Raw genomic sequence first — 18,286 nt, 5'->3', positions numbered from 1 at the left:
CGGCCCCGGCGGTATGGGCGGTGGCGGCGGCATGGGCGGCGGTCCCGGAAGCATGGGCGGCGGCCCGCGCGACCCCGAGCAGGGAAGCGGAAGCGACGAACAGCTCGTCCGCGAGGTCCGACAGCTCCGCGACGAGGTCCGCGATGTCAACCGCGAACTGCGTCGTATCGCCGACGCGCTCGAAGGTCGCGACTAACGCGGTTTCGCAGTCGGTCTCGTACCTCTTATTTCGACGATAGTCGGTCGTAGAGCGCCGCGAGCCGGTCGACGGACCGGTCGACACTCACCTCGTCGCGGCGGTCGAGACACCGCGCACTGAGCGCCTCGCGCTCCGCCAGCGCCCGTCGAATTCCGCGCCGGAAGCCGTCTAAGTCGCCGGATTCGTAGTGGTAGCCGGTCACGCCGTCGAGGACGGTGTTCTCAAGCGCGCCCTCGTTGACGCCGACGACGGGCGTCCCGCAGGCGTTGGCCTCCAGCGCGACGAGTCCCTGTGTCTCGACGGGGCTCGGGAAACAGAACACGTCGAGCGCGGAGTAGAACGCCGGTAGCTCCTCGCGGTCGAGGAAGCCGAGGAAGTGAGCGTCCACACCGAGGTCGTCGGCGAGAGCTGACAGCTCGTCGCGGGCGGGGCCGTCACCGCCGAAGACGAGCGTCACATCGAGGTCGGCCGCGGCCCGGACGAGTTCGTCGAGGCGTTTCTCATAGCCGTGTCGGCCCGTGTAGCCGATGAGGGGACCGTCGCCGAGGTCGTGTCGGCGGCGGAAGTCGTCGCCTTCGACGGGTTCGAACCGCTCCACGTCGATGCCGTTCGAGAGGACGACGATTTCGGCCTCGACGCCGACCTCGTCGACCAGGCGGCGCTCGGCGTCCTCGCTCGGGACGATGACCGCGTCGGCGCGGTCGAAGAACCACCGCTCGTACCGCTCGGCGGTGCGCTCGACGCCGCGCTCGATAGCGCCGACGGAGCTGAGGTACTCGGCGTACTCGCCGGTCGGGGTGTGGTAGGTCGCCACGAGCGGGAGATCGCGCCGGCGGGCGAGTCGGAGGCCGGCCAGTCCGAGTCCGAACGGGGTGTGGGCGTGGACGACATCAACATCGCCGACGGCACCCGGAATCCGCGGCGCGCCGATTCGAATCCCCTCGTAGAACGGGAAGGGAAGGCTTCTGACGCCGTACTCGCCCGGTTCGGGGTCGTAGTCGTCGTCCGCCGGGAACACCACGTCCATGCGACCGCCGCGGCGGTGCCACCGCTCGCGCCACGTCTGAATCGTGTAGGTGACGCCGTTGACGGTCGGTAGGTACGTGTCGGTGAACGCGGCGACCGACTGCATGGCCGTTCGTGCGACCCCGACGGGATAAACCGTTGTGACTTCCCGCTGGACTGTCGTGTGTTACCGAATCAATCGGCCATCTCCTAGGGTCGGCCAATGAGAGTCGCCAGTCGGGCGTCGGTCACTCAGCCTTCGAGTTGTCCGGTCAGTGCGTCCTCGTACGTCTCGACGAGCCTGTCGCCGACGCGGTCGAGGCTGTGTTCGGCGGCCGTCTCGCGGGCGTTCTCGCCGAGTCGTCGCCGGAGGTCGGGGTCGCGGGCGAGCAGGTCGAGCGCCCGGCGGAACTCCGCGTCGGTCGAGCACTTCAGGCAGTCGTGGCCGTGGGTGTAGAACTCCTCGAACACCGGGATATCGCGGAGGACGACCGCCTTCCCGCAGGCCATCGCTTCGAGGACCGCGATGCCCTGATTCTCGTTTTTCGTCGCGAACAGGTAGACGTCGCCCGCGCCGAACGCGCCGCGGATGTCGTCTATCCACCCGGTGAACGTGACGTTCTCCGGGGCGTTTTCGACCCAGTACCGCACCTTCTTCGAGGCGTGCGGGCCGGTGTCGTAGGGGCCGAACCACGCGAAGTCGTAGTCGGTCTCCTGTGCGAGCGTGCAGAAGGTCGTGAGGCCCTTGCGCTCGAAGACGTTGCCGACGGTGAAGACGGTCATGCCGTCGAGGTCGTACTCGGTTCGGTACTCGTCGCGGAGGGCTTCGAACCCGTCGAGCGCCTCGGTGTCGACGCCGTTCGAGACGGCGCGAATCGGCGCGTCGACCGGGTAAGATTCGAGGGTTCGCTTCGTGTACTCGGAGGGACAGAGCACCACGTCGGCCTGCGAGTAGAACCACTTGAGGTACTTCCCGAGGGCGGGGGCGACCGCGGTCGACCCGCGGAAGCTCTCGGCGAAGTCTTCGCGGGTGACGTGCGAGTGGAGGACGAGCGGGATGTTGTGTCGCTTCGCGTGCCTGGCCACGGCGAGCGAGCCGGGGCCGATGAGGTTGCAGTGGGCCACGTCGTAGTCGCGGACGACCCCGTCGCCCCGCAGGAGGCTCGCGGCACCCGCGGCGGCCGACTCGGGCCACGGAGAGGTGACGACCTCCACGTCGGTCGTGGCGAGGGCCGCCCGCTGCTGGTCGGTGGCGGTGCCGATACCGCTACGGTCGAGTTGCGAGGCGAACTCGAGGTAGTTCAGGACGCGCACAGTCGCCGTTCTTCGGGGCGGGCTTTCACAGTACCGGCTTCGGCTCCGCGTCGCGGTTCGGAACGTCTTTGTCCGGGCCGCTCGCCCGAACGTGTATGAACATCGCGGAGGAGCGCATCGACCGACTCCACGCCCTCGCCCGCGAGGCGGCGAGCGACCGCGACCACGAGCGTGCCCGGGAGTACGTCCGCCTCGCTCGACGGGTCGCAGAGCGGAACCGTTGCGGCCTCCCGAAGGAATTCCGCCGGTTCACCTGCGACGACTGCGACGCCTACCTCCTCCCGGGCGTCAACGCCCGCGTTCGGACCCGCGCCGGCGGCCACGTCGTCGTCAGGTGCGACTGCGGGGCGACCAAACGCTATCCGTACTGACCGCCCGAGGGCGATTTCGGCAGAATCGGCCTGTTCTCGCGTGTGTACGACAACCAAACGGCCGCCAAAGCCTTACTATTGAAGCCCTCTGGCACATAGTGGAGGCTACGCATGAACACGCAGGAGCTGCGAAAGGAGGCCCACGACGTCGACGTGACCGTCTGGGTGGGTAAGAGCGGAATCGAAGCGGTGGTCGGCGAACTCAACGACCAGTTGGCCGACCGGAACCTCGTGAAAGCGAAGTTCCTCCGGGCGGCGCTCGGTGGCACGACGGTCGACGAGGCGGCCGCCGACCTCGCCGAGCGCGTGAACGCAGAGCTGATAGAGACGAGGGGGAAGACCGCGGTCTACCACCGATGAACGCGCTCGCAGTCCCGCTCCAACTGCAGGGTGACGGCGGCGCTGTCGGCCGGCTTCTCACCCAGCAGAACGTCCCGTACGCCGAGACGCTCGGGACGCTTTTGGGCCTCGTTCTCGGCTTCGCCGTCGTCTACATCGTCGGCAAGGCTGTCGTCTCGTCCGCGCTCAACCGCGTCCTCGACCGACGCGGCGCGGACGAGCACGCGAAAAAGCCCCTGATGAAAATCGCGACCCTCGTCGTGGCGTTCGTCGCTCTCGGCGCGGGGTTCGCGTTCGCCGGCCTCGGCAACATCCTGCAGTCGCTGGCCACCATCGGCGCGGCCGCGACGCTCGCAATCGGCTTCGCGATGCAGGACGTCATCGCCAACTTCGTCGCCGGCATCTTCATCTTCACCGACAAGCCGTTCCGCATCAACGACTGGATCGAGTGGGACGGCAACTCCGGCATCGTCGAGGACATCTCCTTCCGGGTGACGCGCGTTCGCACCTTCGACAACGAACTGCTCACCGTGCCGAACTCACAGCTCACCGACGGGGTCATCAAGAACCCCGTCGCGAAGGACAAACTCCGCCTGCAGGTGCCGTTCGGCATCGGCTACGACGACGACATCCAGCAGGCGACTGACATCATCCTCGACGAGGCCGAAAAGCACGACGGCATCATGACGACGCCCGAACCGTCGGTCAGGCTGACCGAACTCGGCGACTCGTCGGTCACGCTCAAGTCGCGTATCTGGATTTCCCAGCCCAGCCGCGCCGACTTCGTGAAGACCCGCGGGGAGTACGTCACCGCCGTCAAAGAGCGGTTCGACGAGGAGGGCATCGACATCCCCTACCCGAACCGCACCCTCAGCGGCGAACTCTCGGTCGGCGGCGCAGAGCGCCTCGCGCAGTCGAACGACTGAAGAAAAGCAACGCCGACCGCGGGACTCGCCCGCGACGGTCACCCGTGCGGACAACCCGTCTTTTTTCGACTCCCGACGCGCCGCTTAGAGTTCGATGCGCTCGACGAGCCTGTCGTCGGACTTCGTGTTGACCGCAACGATGCGGACGTGTTCTTCGAGGCCGGAGCCGTCGAGTTTCGCCTTCAGGAGGTTGTCGACCTGATAGACGCCCGCGGCGTTCACCATCTCGATTTCGACGAGGACGGGCGAGTCCTCGCCGGGCTTCAGGACGACGTTGTTGATGGCGCGGCTGGAGAGCGTGTTGATGCCGCGGCCGCCCTTCTCGTAGGGGATGCGCGACCGGCCGCGCTCCATGTCGAGTGCATCGGCGACGCGGATGACGCCGGCTTCGAGCGTGAGCGGGTCCTCCTCGCGGTGGTGACAGAGGATGGCGTGGAGGACTTCCGCCTTGATGCGGACCGCGTCGGCGACACCGTAGAACTCGGGGAGGAAGCGGTCGAGCACGTCCGACGCGAGCGGAATGGAGTAGTAGGCGTGGTTGTCGCGGTGGACGATGTGGCCGATGTCGTGCAGTTGCGCCGCGAGGGCGATGATGACCGCCTCGTCGGCCTCGGCGAGCCCCTGTTCGGACGCGCCGTTGAACTCGCAGCCGCCGGCCTTGAGCAGGTCATACAGCCGGAGCGCGCGGTTGCGGACGATTTCGATGTGCTTCGGGCCGTGGTCGTTGTAGCCCTTGCGCGTCACCGCGTTCACGTTCTGCGCTTCGAGGAGCGTCGTCACTTCCTCGTCTTCGAGGAGCGCGGGGAGCACCTCGTTGAGCTTCTCGTCGGGGAAGGCGTGGTCCGCCTCGGGGTCGTAGACGCGGCCGCCGTTCAGGGTGTCTTCGGTATCGCTCATGACCCGCAGGTGGTCGCACGGAGAGAAAAGAACTTGGGCTCCGAATCAGGTGCGCTAACGCGTCGCGTGGCGGGGTGCGCCTACGCGGCCTCGGTCGGTTCCTCGAGCTTCGAGGCGGCGGCTTCAACGGCTTCGTAGTCGGGTTCGACGCCGGGGTCGTCGCTGACCCACGCGTAGGTGACCTCGCCGTCTCCGTCGACAACGAACACCGCGCGCTTCGCCACGCGGTTGACGCCGAGGCTCGCGAAGTCCATCGCCACGTCGTAGGCGTCGACGAGTTCGCGGTTCGTGTCGCTGATGAGCCCGAAGTTGAGGCCGTTTTGCTCGGCGAACTCCGTCAGCGTGAACGGCGTGTCGATGCTGATGCCGTACACCGTCGCGCCGACGTCCTCGAAGTTGGCCATCTGGTCGCGGAAGGTGCACATCTCGGTGGTGCACGTGCCGGTGAAGGCCGCGGGGAAGAACGCGAGAACGATGGGCGCGTCGTCGAGGTTCTCGGAGAGCGTGAACGACTCGATGTCGCCGTCGATGTCGGTAAGCGGTGCGGTGAAGTCCGGGGCTGCGTCGCCGACTGATACCATACGGGTGGCATTCGACTCCGCACACATTATTTCACCGTCGTCGGAAATTCAGGGGACCGGTGGTGACGGACCGACCCAGTCGGCGCAGCGGAACGCCCGAGCGCGTCCGGCACCCCGGCCACAAGTTTTTCGTAGGAGTTACGCGCCGAAACGCGTCGATTCGGCCGATGCGGGAGTTCCGGTACGCCGATATTCCGTCTTTCCAGAACCCGCAGAAGGCAAAAAGCCTATAATTGCCACTAGGTAACGCAGAAATAGCGATGTTCGAGACCATCACCCCACTGTTCCCGGGACTCCCGGGCGGGCCCGAGCTGCTCGTCGTTCTGCTCATCGTCGTCCTGCTGTTCGGCGCGAACAAGATTCCGAAGCTCGCTCGGTCCTCCGGGCAGGCCATCGGCGAATTCCAGCGCGGCCGCGAGGAAATCGAGGACGAACTGCAGGATATGAAGGGCGACGACGAAGACGAAGACGACGCGACCATCGAGAGTTCGGATGACTCGGTTTCGACCGAGTCCGCTTCGACCAAATCGTCGAACTAACCGCAGCTCACTCTCTCTCTTCTGCCCGCCGAGGGCGAACCACGCGATTTTTGACCAGTCCTGAGAGACTGCGCCGTAGGGCGTGTGGCCTAGTGGACAGGGCGAGAGGTTCCTAACCTCTCGATCGCGGGTTCGAATCCCGTCACGCCCGCTTCGCTCACTTCGTTCGCTCAGCGGCCGTTCCTGAGTCCCACTCGCACTGCTCGCGGGACTCCGGAACGCCCGTTATCGTGACGAGCGGAGCGAGGCGACCGGCTTGCTCCGGTTCGAATTCTCGGATTCCAACCCCTCGCAAACGCCCTTTCCTCACCGCTCTTTCGTCTCCCCGACGATGAAATACCGGCCCGCAACGGCGATGACCTGTCTCCCGTGCTGCACATGTCAGAAAATCACTACCCTACGGGCGTCCCCCGATTCACCCCACCTCACGCCGCGATAAAGCCCCAATTAAGCCGGCGGTCTGGATGCGCCGTCACGACGTTCACTTATAAAATGGTATAAAAATATAACTTAAAATGGACTTAAACTGTGAATTAGCTGAGAAAAAGACTTTTCCATCGGCCCGGATACCCGGTGACAATGGCAACGGACGACGCCGACGGAGGGGAGCGAAAGGCGTTAACGGGTGATGTAACGCCACCCGAGGAGAGCGACACCGCTCCGGAGCAGGCGTCGAACGCGCGCGTCGGGTCGTACACGTGGGCAGACTTTCTCGACGAGTACGGAAGCGACGGCGACGTCGAAGCGCTCTACGGGACCGACCCGCGGACGCGACGCGACGCGCCCGGCACGTCCCGGTGGGAGGAAGACGACGAGCGGACGGCCTCGACGCCGACCCGGACCGACTGGGACCGCGTCGACCTCGACCCCGAGGAGTACCTCGACTGTCACCCGGTCGACGTGGCGGAGTTCATCGGTAAGCGCGGCGCGCACGCGACGAACATCAACGAGCAGTTCGAAGCCTTCTGCGACCCCGAGACGACGCCCGTCGTCAAGGACACCTGGCTGTGGGAACACTACAAGCGCGAGTACTACTACGAGGACGACGGTTCCCGCCCGCGGGATTCCGAGGGCGAAATCGTCCGCTTCGACGGCGAGGAGGCGCTCGGTTTCGACCCCGACTACATCGAGAACGCGCTCGCGCGGGCCGGCCAGCGCGCCGAGGAACTCGACGCCGTCGTCGAGGAGCGCACGGTCGATGTCGACCCCGAGTTCGACGAGGACGCGTTCTTCTCCAGCGTCGACGGCACGACCACGTTGTCGAACCGCTACGACCTCGAGAAGGCCGTGCCGATGGAGAAGAAGACGCACTTCCGCGAGGTCGAGCGCTACTGGGTGAACAAGCCCTACGCGTTCGTCATCATCTTCCACTCCGTCAAGGAAAACGAGAAGAAGTACTACGTGGTCGAACCGCACCTGAACCGCATCGAAGACGACCTGACGGAGTTCCTCACGAACAAGCTTCGGACCGCCATCAAGTACGGCGACGACAGCGTCGTCGAGGGCGGCCGCGACAACCGCGGGCGAGTCATCGAGGCCGAGACGTACGAACTGCTCTCGCGGTACGACCTCTACGACCCGCCGGCGTCGGCATCCGCGACCGGCGGAAGCGACGATGGTTCGGCCGCTGACGGGGCGTCGGCTGCCTCTTCGGGCCTCGCGTCTCGACTCGGACTGGGCGGCCTTTTCGGCGGCGGAAACGGCTCGTCGGCCGACGTTTCGACGACCACTTCGACCGCCAGTCGCTTCGGGGGAGTCGGCGGCGTCGGCTCCCGACTCGGACTCGGCTCCGTCTTCGGCGGTCGCTCGCGCGACGCCGACGATGACGAACCGCTCGGCGGTATCGACGGCATCGCCGCCCGGCCCGAACCGGCCGTCCTCGCCGACGACGCCGACGACCTGAACGACTACCAGGTGCGGAAGCTCCAGTACTACCTCCGCCGCGACTTCATCGGCTACGAGCGCATCGACGGCATCAAACACGACATCAACGTGGAGGACATCTCCTGCGACGGCTACAACTCGCCGGTGTTCGTCTACCACTCCGACTACGAGCAGATCATCTCGAACGTCTACCACGGCCAGGGCGAACTCGACGACTTCGTCGTGAAACTCGCCCAGCGCTCGGGGAAGGGCATCTCGAAGCGACGCCCGCAGGTGGACGCGACGCTCCCCGATGGGTCGCGCGCGCAACTCACGCTCGGCCGCGAGGTGTCGGACCACGGGACGAACTACACCATCCGTCAGTTCAAGGATGTCCCCTTCACGCCTATCGACCTCATCAACTGGTCGACGTTCTCGCTGGAGGAGATGGCGTTCCTCTGGCTCTGCATCGAGAACGACAAGAGCCTCATCTTCGCTGGCGGTACCGCCTCGGGGAAGACCACCTCGCTCAACGCCGTCTCGCTTTTCATCCCGTCGAACACGAAAATCGTCTCCATCGAGGACACCCGCGAGGTCGAACTGCCCCAGCGCAACTGGATTGCCTCCGTCACTCGGCCGTCGTTCGCGGACGACGACAAGGGCGACGTGGACGAGTTCGACCTGCTCGAAGCCGCGCTCCGCCAGCGCCCCGACTACATCGTCATGGGCGAGATTCGCGGCGAGGAGGGCCGGACGCTGTTTCAGGTCATGTCCACGGGCCACACCACCTACACGACGTTCCACGCCGATTCGGTCGGCGAGGTGCTCAAGCGGTTTACGACCGCGCCCATCAACGTCTCGAAGACGATGTTCACCGCCCTCGACCTCGTGTCCATCCAGACCTCGACGCGGGTCGGCGGCAACAAGGTGCGCCGGAACAAGTCGCTCACCGAAATCAACCACTACGACCCCGAGAACGACGAGATAAACGTCCAAGACGTCTATCAGTGGCAGGCCGAGACCGACGAGTTCCTCCAGATGGGCTCGTCGAACACGCTCGAAGACATCAAGTTCGACCGCGGCTGGAATCAGGAGACGCTCGAACTGGAGATTTTCAAGCGACAGGTCATCCTCGCGTACCTCATCGACCGCGGGCTCAACACCTACACGCAGGTCGCGGCGACGTTCCAGGCGTTCATCAACGACCAGGACACCATCCTCGGGCTGATGGCGACCGACGACCTCGAACGGAGCCTCGAAGACCTCCGGGAGATGGAGTCGGTCCACATCAACATCGACCCCGAAAGCGAGGCGATGGTCCCGCGACCCGACCCGCCGGAACACGTCCGAAAGCTGGCGAAAGAAATCCTCCGCCGGGCCGAAGATGAGCTGTTTCCCGAGTACCGCGACCGCGACGTTGGCGAGGTCGCGGAGGCGCTCAACCACATGCGCGACGAGCCGGACGTGGAGGCGACGCCCGGCGAGCGGGGCGAACTCGACTCGCTCGAATCGTCGACCCGAGACCCCGAACTCGACGAGGGAACGGACCGCGACGAACTGGACGCGGGAGACGAGACTCCCGAAATCGAGGGCGACGACGGCCCATCGTCGCTCGACGGCGAGGGCGAGACGCCGGCGCTGGAGGCCGGGCGCGACGAGGTGGACGCGGACCGCGAGGCCGACGAACCGACCGGCTTCGGCGACCCCGACGGACCGTTCGGCTTCGACGACGAGCCCTCGTTCCCCGATCCCAACGACGACGACGTCGACCTCGACGACTTCTTCGGCGCGTTCGGTATCGACGACGAGGCGAAGGCAAAGTCGGACGGCAGGGCGGGCCGAGACGGACGCGCCGAGACCGGAACCTACGGTGGCGAAACTGACGCGGCCGGAACCGACGACGGTGAACCCAACGACGCCGACGACGCAACCGACGACGCAACCGACGAGACGTGGGGCGGGTTCGAGGCCGCCGAGGCCGACGACCCGCATGAGGACGACAAGGACGACGATGCGGGCGCTCGCGGGGCCGACTCCGGAGAGGGCGAGTAGATGAGCAACCTCGATTCGAAGACCTCTGGCGGTCTCGACCGCAGCACCGACACCCTCGGCGACGCCTTCTACCCGCTGTTTCAGCTCCTCTTCGACGAGGACGGCGAGTTCGTCGCCGACATCGAAGAAAAGCTGCAGCAGGCGCGGATGCCCGACACCGTCGAACTCTATCTCTCGCGGGCGCTTGCCGTCGGCGTCCTCGTCGGCCTCGCGCTGTGGCTCGTCGGGATGCTCGTCGGCTACGGCGTCTTCGCGCTCGGCCTCGTCTCGGCGGACTCGGTGAGTCTCGGGATTCCGGTCGGGAGCGAGGCCACGGCGGCCACGCTCCGGTCGCTCGCGATGCCCGCGGCCGTCGTTCTCTCGGGGCTCTTCTTCGGGTCGCTCGGCTTCGCAGGCGGGTTCGGGACGCTCGTCGCGATTCCGTACTCGACTGCTTCGGCGCGCAAACGCGAGATAAACATGCTCCTGTCGGACTCCATCTCGTTCATGTACGCCCTTTCGGTGGGCGGGCTGAACCAACTGGAGATTCTGGAGGCGATGGCGCGCGCCGAAGACACCTACGGCGAGGTCTCCCGGGAGTTCCAGAGCATCGTCCAAGAGACGGAGTACTTCGGCACCGACTACCGAAACGCCATCCGCCAGCAGGCGATTTTGACCCCCTCGGACGACCTCTCGCAGTTCCTGACGGACATGCTCTCTATCGTCAACTCCGGCGGCAATATGCAGGGCTTCCTCGACGACAAGAAGGACAAACACCTCCGGACCGCAAAACAACAGCAAGAACAGACGCTGGAGACGATGGAGCTGTTCGGCGAGATGTACATGACGCTCTCGCTGTTCCCGCTGCTTCTCATCATCATCCTCGTCATCATGAGCATGCTCGGGGAGGCCCAGTCGAGGCTGTTGTACGCGACCGTCTACGGGCTCATCCCGCTGACCGGCGTCGGCTTCCTCGTCCTCGTCTCGACGGTCAAGCAGGACGAAATCGGCGACGGCTTCCTCAGCCCCGAAGACGAAAGCGACCGCCTGCAGGGCCAACAGCGCGAGGGGCTCATCCACATGGGGCTCGTCGAGAGCTACGTCGGCGAGTTCAGCCTCTTTTCGCGCATCAAGGACCGCGAGGGGACGTTCAAGACAAAGGAACTCCTGCGCCGCCCGCACCTATTCTTCAAGCGGCATCCGCTTTTCACCCTCGCGCTGACGGTCCCCGCGGCGCTCGCGCTCCTCGCCGTCTCCGTCGTCGAGGGGGCCGCCCCGACGACGTGGGACGGGATGGTGGCTAACCCCGTCTGGGGGACGTTCGTCTGGTTCTACGTGCCGGTCTACCTCATCGCGGTGCCGCTGACCGTCTTCCACGAGTGGAACGTCCACTCGCGGGCGGCGATCACGGGGAAACTCTCGGACAACCTCCGAAAGCTGTCGAGCGCGAACGACACCGGTCAGACGCTCCTCGAATCCATCAAGACCGTCTCCGACACCTCCTCTGGGAAACTCGCCGACGAGTTCGAGGTGATGTACGCGAAGGTCCACTACGGCATGAGCCTCAGAGAGGCGCTCGTCGAGTTCAACAACAAGTACCACATCCCGCGGCTCGCCCGGACGGTCAAGCTCATCACGAAGGCCCAGGAGGCATCGAGCCAGATAACCGAGGTCCTGACGACGGCCGCGCAGGCCTCCGAGAACCAAGACGACATCGAGCGCGAGCGCATCTCGCGGACCCGGATGCAGGTCGCCATCATCCTCATGACCTACGTGACGCTGCTGGCGGTGATGGCCATCCTGAAGACGCAGTTCCTTGACGTGATGGCCGGCCTCTCCTCGCAGGCGTCGAGTTCCGGCGGCGCGACGACCGGCGGCCCGAGCTTCGGCGGCGGCATCGACCCCGACCTGCTGTCGCTTCTGTTCTTCCACGGCGTCACCATTCAGGCGATGCTCTCGGGGTTCATCAGCGGCTACATCCGCAACGCGGACCTCCTTTCGGGGGTCAAGTTCGTCGTCATCCTCCAGACGCTCTCGCTCGCGGTGTGGATGGTGGTCGGCTGATGCGGCGACGCGGCCCGCCGGACGACCGACGCAGTGACGCCCGACGCGGGGCGACCGGCCGGAGCGCCCGCGCCCAGACGACCATCGACTTCGCCGTCGGCGTCGGCATCTTCCTCCTGGCGGTCGCGTGGGTCGTCGGCACCATCCCGCAGATTCTCGACCCCTTCGAGGCCGAACAGGACCGCCCGCTCGTCGCCAACCGCGCCGCCGACTCACTCACCCAGCGCCTGCTCGTGGACGACGAGAACCCCGACGTGCTCGATGCGGCCTGCACCCAGGCGTTCTTCGACGGGGACCCACCGCCCGGCGACTGCGACTACGGGAGCGCCGACCCTAACGCTGCGACCGGCATCGACGCGTCCTACGGTCTCAACGTCACGCTCTCGCGGGGTGGGACCGTCGTCGAGACGACCGGCGAGGCGGTTCCGACAACCCGGAGCGTCGTCGCCGCTCGGCGGGCCGTCCTCCTCGACGGCGAACTCCATGATCTATCGGTGAGGGTGTGGTGACCGTGTCTCGCGCACAGGCCCACGCGCTCGAAGCCATCGTCGCCGCGATGGTCCTCCTCGCCAGCGTCACGTTCGCGCTGCAGGTGACCGCGGTGACGCCCCTGACCGCGAGTACGTCGAGCCAGCACATCGAGAACCAGCAGGCCGCCGTCGCCGACGGCGTGCTGACGGCTGCCGCCGAGACCGGCGCGCTGAAGCGGACGCTCCTGTTCACGCACCCCGAAAACGGGAGCTTCTACGACATCGACGCGCGAGGCTACTACGTCGACGGCGGCCCGCCGACCGCCTTCGGGGCGATGCTCGACGAGTCATTCTTGGACCGCGGCATCGCGTTCAACGTCTACCTGCACTACCTTCGGGACCGGGAGGTCCGCCGGACGACTCGCCTCGTGTTCATGGGCGAACCGAGCGACCACGCCGTCTCGCGGACGCGACTCGTGACGCTCGCGGACGACGACGTGCTGACCGAACCGGGCACGTCGCCGAGCGGCGACCCCCGGGCGGCCGAAACGTCGAAGACGCTCGAATCGGTCGCCGCTGCGAGCGACGAGACGTATTTCATCCAAGACGGGAGCGCGGGGCCGCTCTACGGCGTCGTCGACGTGGAGGTGGTCGTATGGCGGATGTAACCGACGCGTTTGACGGCCCGAGCGACGAGGCCACGGGAGCCGCGCGCTTCGCCGGCGACGACCGTGGCCAACTGATGCTCGTCGCCGCGCTCGCAATCGCAGTCCTCCTCGTCGGGCTCGCGCTGACGCTCAACACCGCGATTTACACGGAGAACCTCGCCACGCGGACGACCGATACGAGCCTCGACGGGGCCGTGAGCCACGGCCGCACGGTCGAAGCCGGTGCGGGAGTCCTCCTCGACGAGACCAACCGCGGGGGCGGAACGTACGGCGAACTCACCGGCTCGTTCGACGAGACGTTCGGCAACTGGAGCGACGCGGCCGCGACGCTCGCGGCGGTCAGGGGAGCCGCGACGAACGCCTCGCGCGTCGACCACGTCGAGGGCACCCGAATCTCGCAGTCCGACGCGGCACGGAACTTTTCGGACGCGAACGAGTCGACCGACTGGACGCTCGCCAGCGGCGTTGGCGTCCGCGGCGTCCAGTTCAACGTCTCGCGCGACTCGCTCGCGACGAGCAGCGGGTCGGCGTTCGAACTCGTCGTCGACGGCGGGACGAACGCGGTCGAGACGGAAGTCTACCGGAATTCGACGCGGGTCTTCGTGACCGTCGAGGACGCCGGCGGGACCCGGACGACCTGTAGCGTGGCGGCCGATGCGGGCGATTCCGTCTCTATCGACATCGCTGAAGGCCGACTCAACGGGACCGCCTGTGACCCGCTCGACGCGGTCCACTCCGACCTCGATGGCACGGTCGCGGTGTCGTACCGGAACGCCGTGCAGGCCGAGGGGACCTACGAACTGTACGTGAACGAGACGAACGCGACGGTCTTCGACTCGGAGAAATACGCGTCCGCCGAGAGCGGGTCGTCGCCGGTCGCACAAGAGGCGCTGTACGCCGTCACCGTCTCGTACGTCTACGAGTCGGGCGAGACGTACGTCTACCGAGAGCTTCGGGTCGCACCGGGTGAGATTGCGTGACGCCACCGATAGCCCCGGACGGACGTGAGGGTCGCGTTCGGCGCGGGAGCCGCGAGCGGTCCCGTTCGACCGACCGCGGCGTCTCGACGGCGCTCGGTTACGTCCTCACGCTCTCTATCACGGTCGTTCTTATCTCGGGGCTGTTGGTCGCCGCCGGCGGCTTCGTCTCCGACGAGCGCGAGCGAGTCACGGAGACAGAACTCGACGTGGTCGGGAATCGGCTCGCGGCCGGCATCGAATCGGTCGACCGAATCGGGGCCGCACCGGGCGAGTCTCGGGTCGAGGCGACGGTTCGACTGCCCCCGAGAGTCGCCGGCACGACCTACACCATCGAAGTGGTGTCGGGGTCGCCGAACGAACTCGTGCTCACTTCGACCGACCCCGAGGTGACGGTTCGTGTTCCTGTAAAGACGGAGACCTCGCTGGCCGCGAGCCGGGCCGACGGCGGCGACGTGGTCATCAGCTACGATCCGTCGGTGGGGGCGCTGGAGGTGGACTCGTGAGCGACCGCGCGGTGAGCGACACGCTCGGGTTCGTCTTCGTCTTCGCCATCGTGCTCTCGATGGTCGGCCTCGTTTCCGCCGTCGGCATGACTGGCCTCCAAGACGCCCGCGACGTAGAGCGCGTCAACAACGCCGAGCGCGCGCTGGACATCCTCGGCGACAACATGGAGGACATCGCCGACCGCGGCGCGCCGAGCCGAGCCACGGAGGTGAAACTGCAGGACGCCAGCCTGACGCTCGACCGCCCCGTCGAGTTCGTCGTCTCCGGGGAGTTGACGACGAACTCGTCGGTCAACTTCACCAACACCTACGAGGTCTCGCCGGTCGTCTACGCGGCCGATTCCAGCGACGAGCGCGTCGTCTACGTGTTCGACGCGCTTCTCAGGACCCGCGGCGACAGCGGGACGTTCGTCCGGCGACCGTCGTTCGTGCTCACCCAAGAGCGGGTGTTGATTCCGGCGTTCGTGACGCGGCCCGACGAGGAGGCGACGACCTCGGTCGGCGGGTCGGGGACGTTCCTCATCCGCGCCGACAAGGCCGCAAGCGACGTGCTGGCCGCGCGAACCGACGGACAGTACGACGTGAACCTAACCGTTCGCTCCCCGCGGGCGGCGCTCTGGCGCGAGGAGCTATCGAGCCGCCCCGACGTGACCTGCGACCCGGTCGAACCGGCCGCGACGCCGGACGGCTATCCGAGCGTCTCGTGTTACGTGAACGGGGCCGAGCGCGTCTACGCCGTCTCGACGTCGGTTGATATGACGTTCGCGGACTGAGGATGAGGTCGTGTGAGGACGGGACGCCATTACGACCGGTCACGTCGCTCACTCGACGTCGACTTCGACCTCGTTTTCGGTGATGTGCAGGAAGGTGATGAACTGGCCGCCCTCGGCCTGGTCGTAGTCGAGGTTGCCGCGCGACCCGGACTCGTCGACGCTCTGGCTATTGCCCGGGCCGTCCGTGACGGTCAGTTCGAACTGCGGCGCGGCCAGCGAGAAGTAGTGGTTGATGACGAAGTCCATCCGGGCGGTGTCGCCGGCGGCCTTCGAGAACGTCTGGCCGCCGTCGACGTCGTGTTCGTCGAAGGTGACGCTGTCGTAGGCCTCGCCGTCGACGATTTCGGGGGCGAACTGCCACTTGTTCTGGTTGCCGAAGCCCTTGTCCGACTGGATGTCGCCGTAGGTCATCGTCTCCGAACTGGTGAAGTTGACGGTGAGTTCAGGAGTGCTGGCCGTGCAGTCGATGCTCACCGCGTCGCTCGTGTCCGGGTCGAGGTCGGTCGCCTGCCAACCGTGGTACTTGCCGTCCTCGGTGGCGTAGTACAGCGTCAGGTCGAACGTGCCGTCGTAACTGCCGCTCTTGCACTTGTCGTCCGCCTGCACGTGGAGTTCGAGGTCCTTCTGGTCGCCGTCGTAGTACATTCCCCACTCCATATTCTGGAGGTGCTGGTCGTTCGAGAGCGTGAGCGTGAACGTCGAGACGTTGTGGTTCGCGGCCATCCCGCGCACGTCGACCGACGTGCCCTCGTTCGGCATCTGGAACTCACCGACGAGTCCGAGCGTCTCCAGTTCCACGTTCGCGGTCTGATTGGCGTCGTCGACCGTCACGGTGCCCTCACTCCGCGACTCGAAGAACGAGGCCCAGCCCCGGTAGTGGTCGCTGTGGACCGTCACGACGACCGTTCCGTTGCTGACCGGGTTGTCGTAGCTGGCCGGTATCGTGTCGTAGCTCGCGGTCTCGTTGGGGTAGACGCGCCGAGCGCGCTCGGTCGCAGAGATCCGCGCGGACACGTCGCCCGACGCGGACCCATCGCCGGCGACTCGGACGACCGGAAGTGTCAGCGTCGCACCGCGGTAGTGGAACTCCGGCGGCGAGACCATGGTCGTGCCGCCGTCCTGCGTGCGCCAGACGCCGCCTCCTTCGTAGGCGATTCGGGCGTCGCCGTCGCGGTACTCGACGCTCCCGAGCGACTCGTTGTAGAGCACTTGGTCGTCGCCGGCGTCGGTGTAGTTTTTGTGCGTGACGCGTAGCCACCCGGTGTCGTCGTCGACGACGTAGGTGCCGCCGCCGGTCCCGCCGAGGTCGACGAACTGCGTCTCTCCCTCGCCGAGCGCGGAGATGGCGACTCGCGAGTCGAACAGCGTCATCGAGTGCTCGGCGCGCGTCAGTTGGGACTCCTGTTTCGTCTCCTCGAGGGCGACCCCGCCGAGCGCGACGACGGCGGTCGTTCCGGCGACCGTAATCGCCAACAGGAGAACGACCGCAATCGGCGAGGTCTGCGCCGTCCGGTCTCTGACGACGCGATAGACCAGTGGAACACGGGGACGACCGCTCATTACCTGACTGAAGGCGACGCGGGGTGAAAACCTCGCGGGGTACCTGACAGTCAGGTAAGTGGAATCGTTCGCTGGGGCTGACCTGTGCCGCGTCGACCGGTTCCGTGTCAAGGAAAACGAATTTCACCGGGATACGAGACAGACAGACGAGTGACCGATGCCGGAGGACGCCGAGACGACGACCAGGCGGACGACGCGGAGGCGGAGAACCATCGACCGCGAGCGGATATTTCGCCGCGACGACTACACGTGTCAGAACTGCGGCCGCGAGTACGACGAGGGGTCGAACATCTTGGAGGTCGCCCACGAGCGCCCAGCACGGGACTTCGAGAACTCCAACGACGCCGACGACCCCGAGAACCTCGTCGCGCTGTGTCCGAACTGTCACCGGCGGTTCGACATGGGCGAACTCGGCGACAGAATCGCGTCGAGCCTCCAGCGCGACTTCCGCGAGCGGGCGAAGGTGCGGAACCACGCGAGCACGGTGGAGGCGTTCGCGGGCGACGCCATCGAGATAACGAAACTGAATGTGCTCATCGCGAGCGTCTTCGGGACGGGCGTCACGGTGCTCCTCCAAGCGGACATCGTGACGGACATCTCCGCGCTGGCGAACTTCGGCGTCGGGTTCGGCGCACTCGCGTGGGTGCTCTCGACGGGGTTCATCCTCGGGTCGTACATCTCGTGTCGCACCTCGGGAGCGAGTTCCAGCGCCATCGAGGAGGTGCTCGAGGGTGACGACGACGAACTCCCCGAGGAGACGACGGAGATATACTACCGAAACGCCAGGCGAATCGGCATCGCAATCGGCCTGACGCTCATCTGCGTCCTCTTGCTCATCGCGGGCATCGCCCTCGCGGCGACGGGAGGTGGCGGATTCGCCGGACTCGTTAGGTAGAATGGTGTCATCGGGCGAGAGAGCGCTCACCGACGAATCGCAATCGATTCAACATCACCAGTTCGATTTCTGGACTCGCCGGGACTGAGCAAACCGGAGGTTTGCGAAGGTCGTGAACGAAGTTCACGGGATTTGAACCCGGAGGAAGACGTGCTCGCTCACGATGTTCGCTCCGCGCGACTTCCAGGGCTTCAAATCCACGCGCTCGCCACGGCGAGCGCTCGGCTCGTCATTTCTTCACTCCGTTCAGAAATGGACTCGCCGGGATTTGAACCCGGGGCCTCTCCCATGCCAAGGGAGTGATCTAC

At 66.1% G+C, this 18,286-nt stretch carries 17 protein-coding genes, 1 tRNA gene and 1 pseudogene; 14 read left to right on the top strand and 5 right to left on the bottom strand.

Features of this window, described 5'->3' with window-relative positions; translation table 11 throughout:
• Nucleotides 1-196 (top strand): annotated as a pseudogene (locus NKF06_RS14020) (hypothetical protein); the annotation flags it as partial.
• A 28-nt stretch (nucleotides 197-224) separates the two neighbouring features.
• On the opposite strand, the gene NKF06_RS14015 reads toward NKF06_RS14020, so the two are convergent.
• Together NKF06_RS14015 and NKF06_RS14010 are read right to left on the bottom strand one after the other, a co-directional pair.
• Nucleotides 225-1,331 (bottom strand): glycosyltransferase family 4 protein, encoded by a 1,107-nt coding sequence (locus tag NKF06_RS14015; RefSeq protein WP_253245752.1) that lies wholly within the window; start codon nucleotides 1,329-1,331, stop codon nucleotides 225-227.
• A gap of 125 nt (nucleotides 1,332-1,456) precedes the next feature.
• Nucleotides 1,457-2,518 (bottom strand): glycosyltransferase, encoded by a 1,062-nt coding sequence (locus NKF06_RS14010; RefSeq protein ID WP_253245751.1) that lies wholly within the window; start codon nucleotides 2,516-2,518, stop codon nucleotides 1,457-1,459.
• 95 nt (nucleotides 2,519-2,613) lie between these two features.
• On the opposite strand from NKF06_RS14010, the gene NKF06_RS14005 reads away from it, so the two are divergent.
• From NKF06_RS14005 to NKF06_RS13995, 3 genes are all read left to right on the top strand, one after another.
• Nucleotides 2,614-2,889 (top strand): ribonuclease P protein component 4, encoded by a 276-nt coding sequence (locus NKF06_RS14005; RefSeq protein WP_253245750.1) that lies wholly within the window; start codon nucleotides 2,614-2,616, stop codon nucleotides 2,887-2,889.
• A gap of 111 nt (nucleotides 2,890-3,000) precedes the next feature.
• Entirely contained in the window at nucleotides 3,001-3,249 is a 249-nt protein-coding gene (locus NKF06_RS14000) for a YhbY family RNA-binding protein (RefSeq protein ID WP_058567245.1), read from the top strand.
• Nucleotides 3,246-4,154, top strand: coding sequence for a mechanosensitive ion channel family protein (locus NKF06_RS13995; protein WP_058828840.1), 909 nt, complete (start codon nucleotides 3,246-3,248; stop codon nucleotides 4,152-4,154). Before NKF06_RS14000 ends, NKF06_RS13995 begins: the two co-directional genes overlap by 4 nt.
• Before the next feature lie 84 nt (nucleotides 4,155-4,238).
• On the opposite strand, the gene NKF06_RS13990 is transcribed toward NKF06_RS13995, so the two are convergent.
• Together NKF06_RS13990 and NKF06_RS13985 are read right to left on the bottom strand one after the other, a co-directional pair.
• Complete coding sequence (locus NKF06_RS13990) at nucleotides 4,239-5,051, bottom strand: HD domain-containing protein (protein ID WP_253245749.1); 813 nt, start codon at nucleotides 5,049-5,051, stop codon at nucleotides 4,239-4,241.
• 80 nt (nucleotides 5,052-5,131) lie between these two features.
• Nucleotides 5,132-5,632: a redoxin domain-containing protein gene (locus NKF06_RS13985; protein ID WP_253245748.1), complete on the bottom strand. Its 501-nt coding sequence runs from the start codon at nucleotides 5,630-5,632 to the stop codon at nucleotides 5,132-5,134.
• 260 nt (nucleotides 5,633-5,892) lie between these two features.
• Between NKF06_RS13985 and NKF06_RS13980 the strand changes: the two genes are divergently transcribed.
• The 9 genes from NKF06_RS13980 (at nucleotide 5,893) to NKF06_RS13940 (ending at nucleotide 15,523) form a co-directional block, all read left to right on the top strand.
• Nucleotides 5,893-6,171 (top strand): twin-arginine translocase TatA/TatE family subunit, encoded by a 279-nt coding sequence (locus NKF06_RS13980; protein ID WP_058828843.1) that lies wholly within the window; start codon nucleotides 5,893-5,895, stop codon nucleotides 6,169-6,171.
• 78 nt (nucleotides 6,172-6,249) lie between these two features.
• Nucleotides 6,250-6,322: transfer RNA gene (locus NKF06_RS13975), tRNA-Arg, on the top strand.
• Nucleotides 6,323-6,750: 428 nt separating this feature from the next.
• Nucleotides 6,751-10,086: an ATPase, T2SS/T4P/T4SS family gene (locus NKF06_RS13970; RefSeq protein WP_253245747.1), complete on the top strand. Its 3,336-nt coding sequence runs from the start codon at nucleotides 6,751-6,753 to the stop codon at nucleotides 10,084-10,086.
• Entirely contained in the window at nucleotides 10,087-12,129 is a 2,043-nt protein-coding gene (locus NKF06_RS13965) for a type II secretion system F family protein (RefSeq protein WP_253245746.1), read from the top strand. It abuts the gene before it with no gap.
• The gene (locus NKF06_RS13960) at nucleotides 12,129-12,638 is read left to right on the top strand and encodes a hypothetical protein (protein ID WP_253245745.1); all 510 of its coding nucleotides are present in this window, start codon (nucleotides 12,129-12,131) and stop codon (nucleotides 12,636-12,638) included. The genes NKF06_RS13965 and NKF06_RS13960 overlap by 1 nt, the downstream gene beginning before the upstream one ends.
• Nucleotides 12,632-13,267 (top strand): hypothetical protein, encoded by a 636-nt coding sequence (locus NKF06_RS13955; protein ID WP_253245744.1) that lies wholly within the window; start codon nucleotides 12,632-12,634, stop codon nucleotides 13,265-13,267. Before NKF06_RS13960 ends, NKF06_RS13955 begins: the two co-directional genes overlap by 7 nt.
• A complete protein-coding gene (locus NKF06_RS13950; protein WP_253245743.1) occupies nucleotides 13,255-14,247 on the top strand; it encodes a hypothetical protein in 993 nt (330 codons plus the stop codon). Before NKF06_RS13955 ends, NKF06_RS13950 begins: the two co-directional genes overlap by 13 nt.
• Nucleotides 14,244-14,750 (top strand): hypothetical protein, encoded by a 507-nt coding sequence (locus tag NKF06_RS13945; RefSeq protein WP_058828849.1) that lies wholly within the window; start codon nucleotides 14,244-14,246, stop codon nucleotides 14,748-14,750. Before NKF06_RS13950 ends, NKF06_RS13945 begins: the two co-directional genes overlap by 4 nt.
• Nucleotides 14,747-15,523 carry a hypothetical protein gene (locus NKF06_RS13940; protein WP_058828850.1) on the top strand — a complete coding sequence of 259 codons (777 nt, stop codon included), beginning with the start codon at nucleotides 14,747-14,749 and terminating at the stop codon, nucleotides 15,521-15,523. The genes NKF06_RS13945 and NKF06_RS13940 overlap by 4 nt, the downstream gene beginning before the upstream one ends.
• 48 nt (nucleotides 15,524-15,571) lie before the next feature.
• Here NKF06_RS13940 and NKF06_RS13935 read toward each other — a convergent pair whose 3' ends face one another.
• A complete protein-coding gene (locus NKF06_RS13935; RefSeq protein WP_253245742.1) occupies nucleotides 15,572-17,083 on the bottom strand; it encodes a hypothetical protein in 1,512 nt (503 codons plus the stop codon).
• Between the two features lie 157 nt (nucleotides 17,084-17,240).
• Here NKF06_RS13935 and NKF06_RS13930 point away from each other — a divergent pair, with 157 nt between their 5' ends.
• Nucleotides 17,241-17,978, top strand: coding sequence for an HNH endonuclease signature motif containing protein (locus tag NKF06_RS13930; RefSeq protein WP_253245741.1), 738 nt, complete (start codon nucleotides 17,241-17,243; stop codon nucleotides 17,976-17,978).
• The last annotated feature ends 308 nt before the right edge of the window (nucleotides 17,979-18,286 follow it).

The organism is Haloferax sp. AB510 (assembly GCF_024136985.1).
Classification (GTDB): Archaea; Halobacteriota; Halobacteria; order Halobacteriales; family Haloferacaceae; genus Haloferax.
Note: the sequence above shows the minus strand (reverse complement) of the source record. Positions and strands in the feature narration are given on the sequence as shown.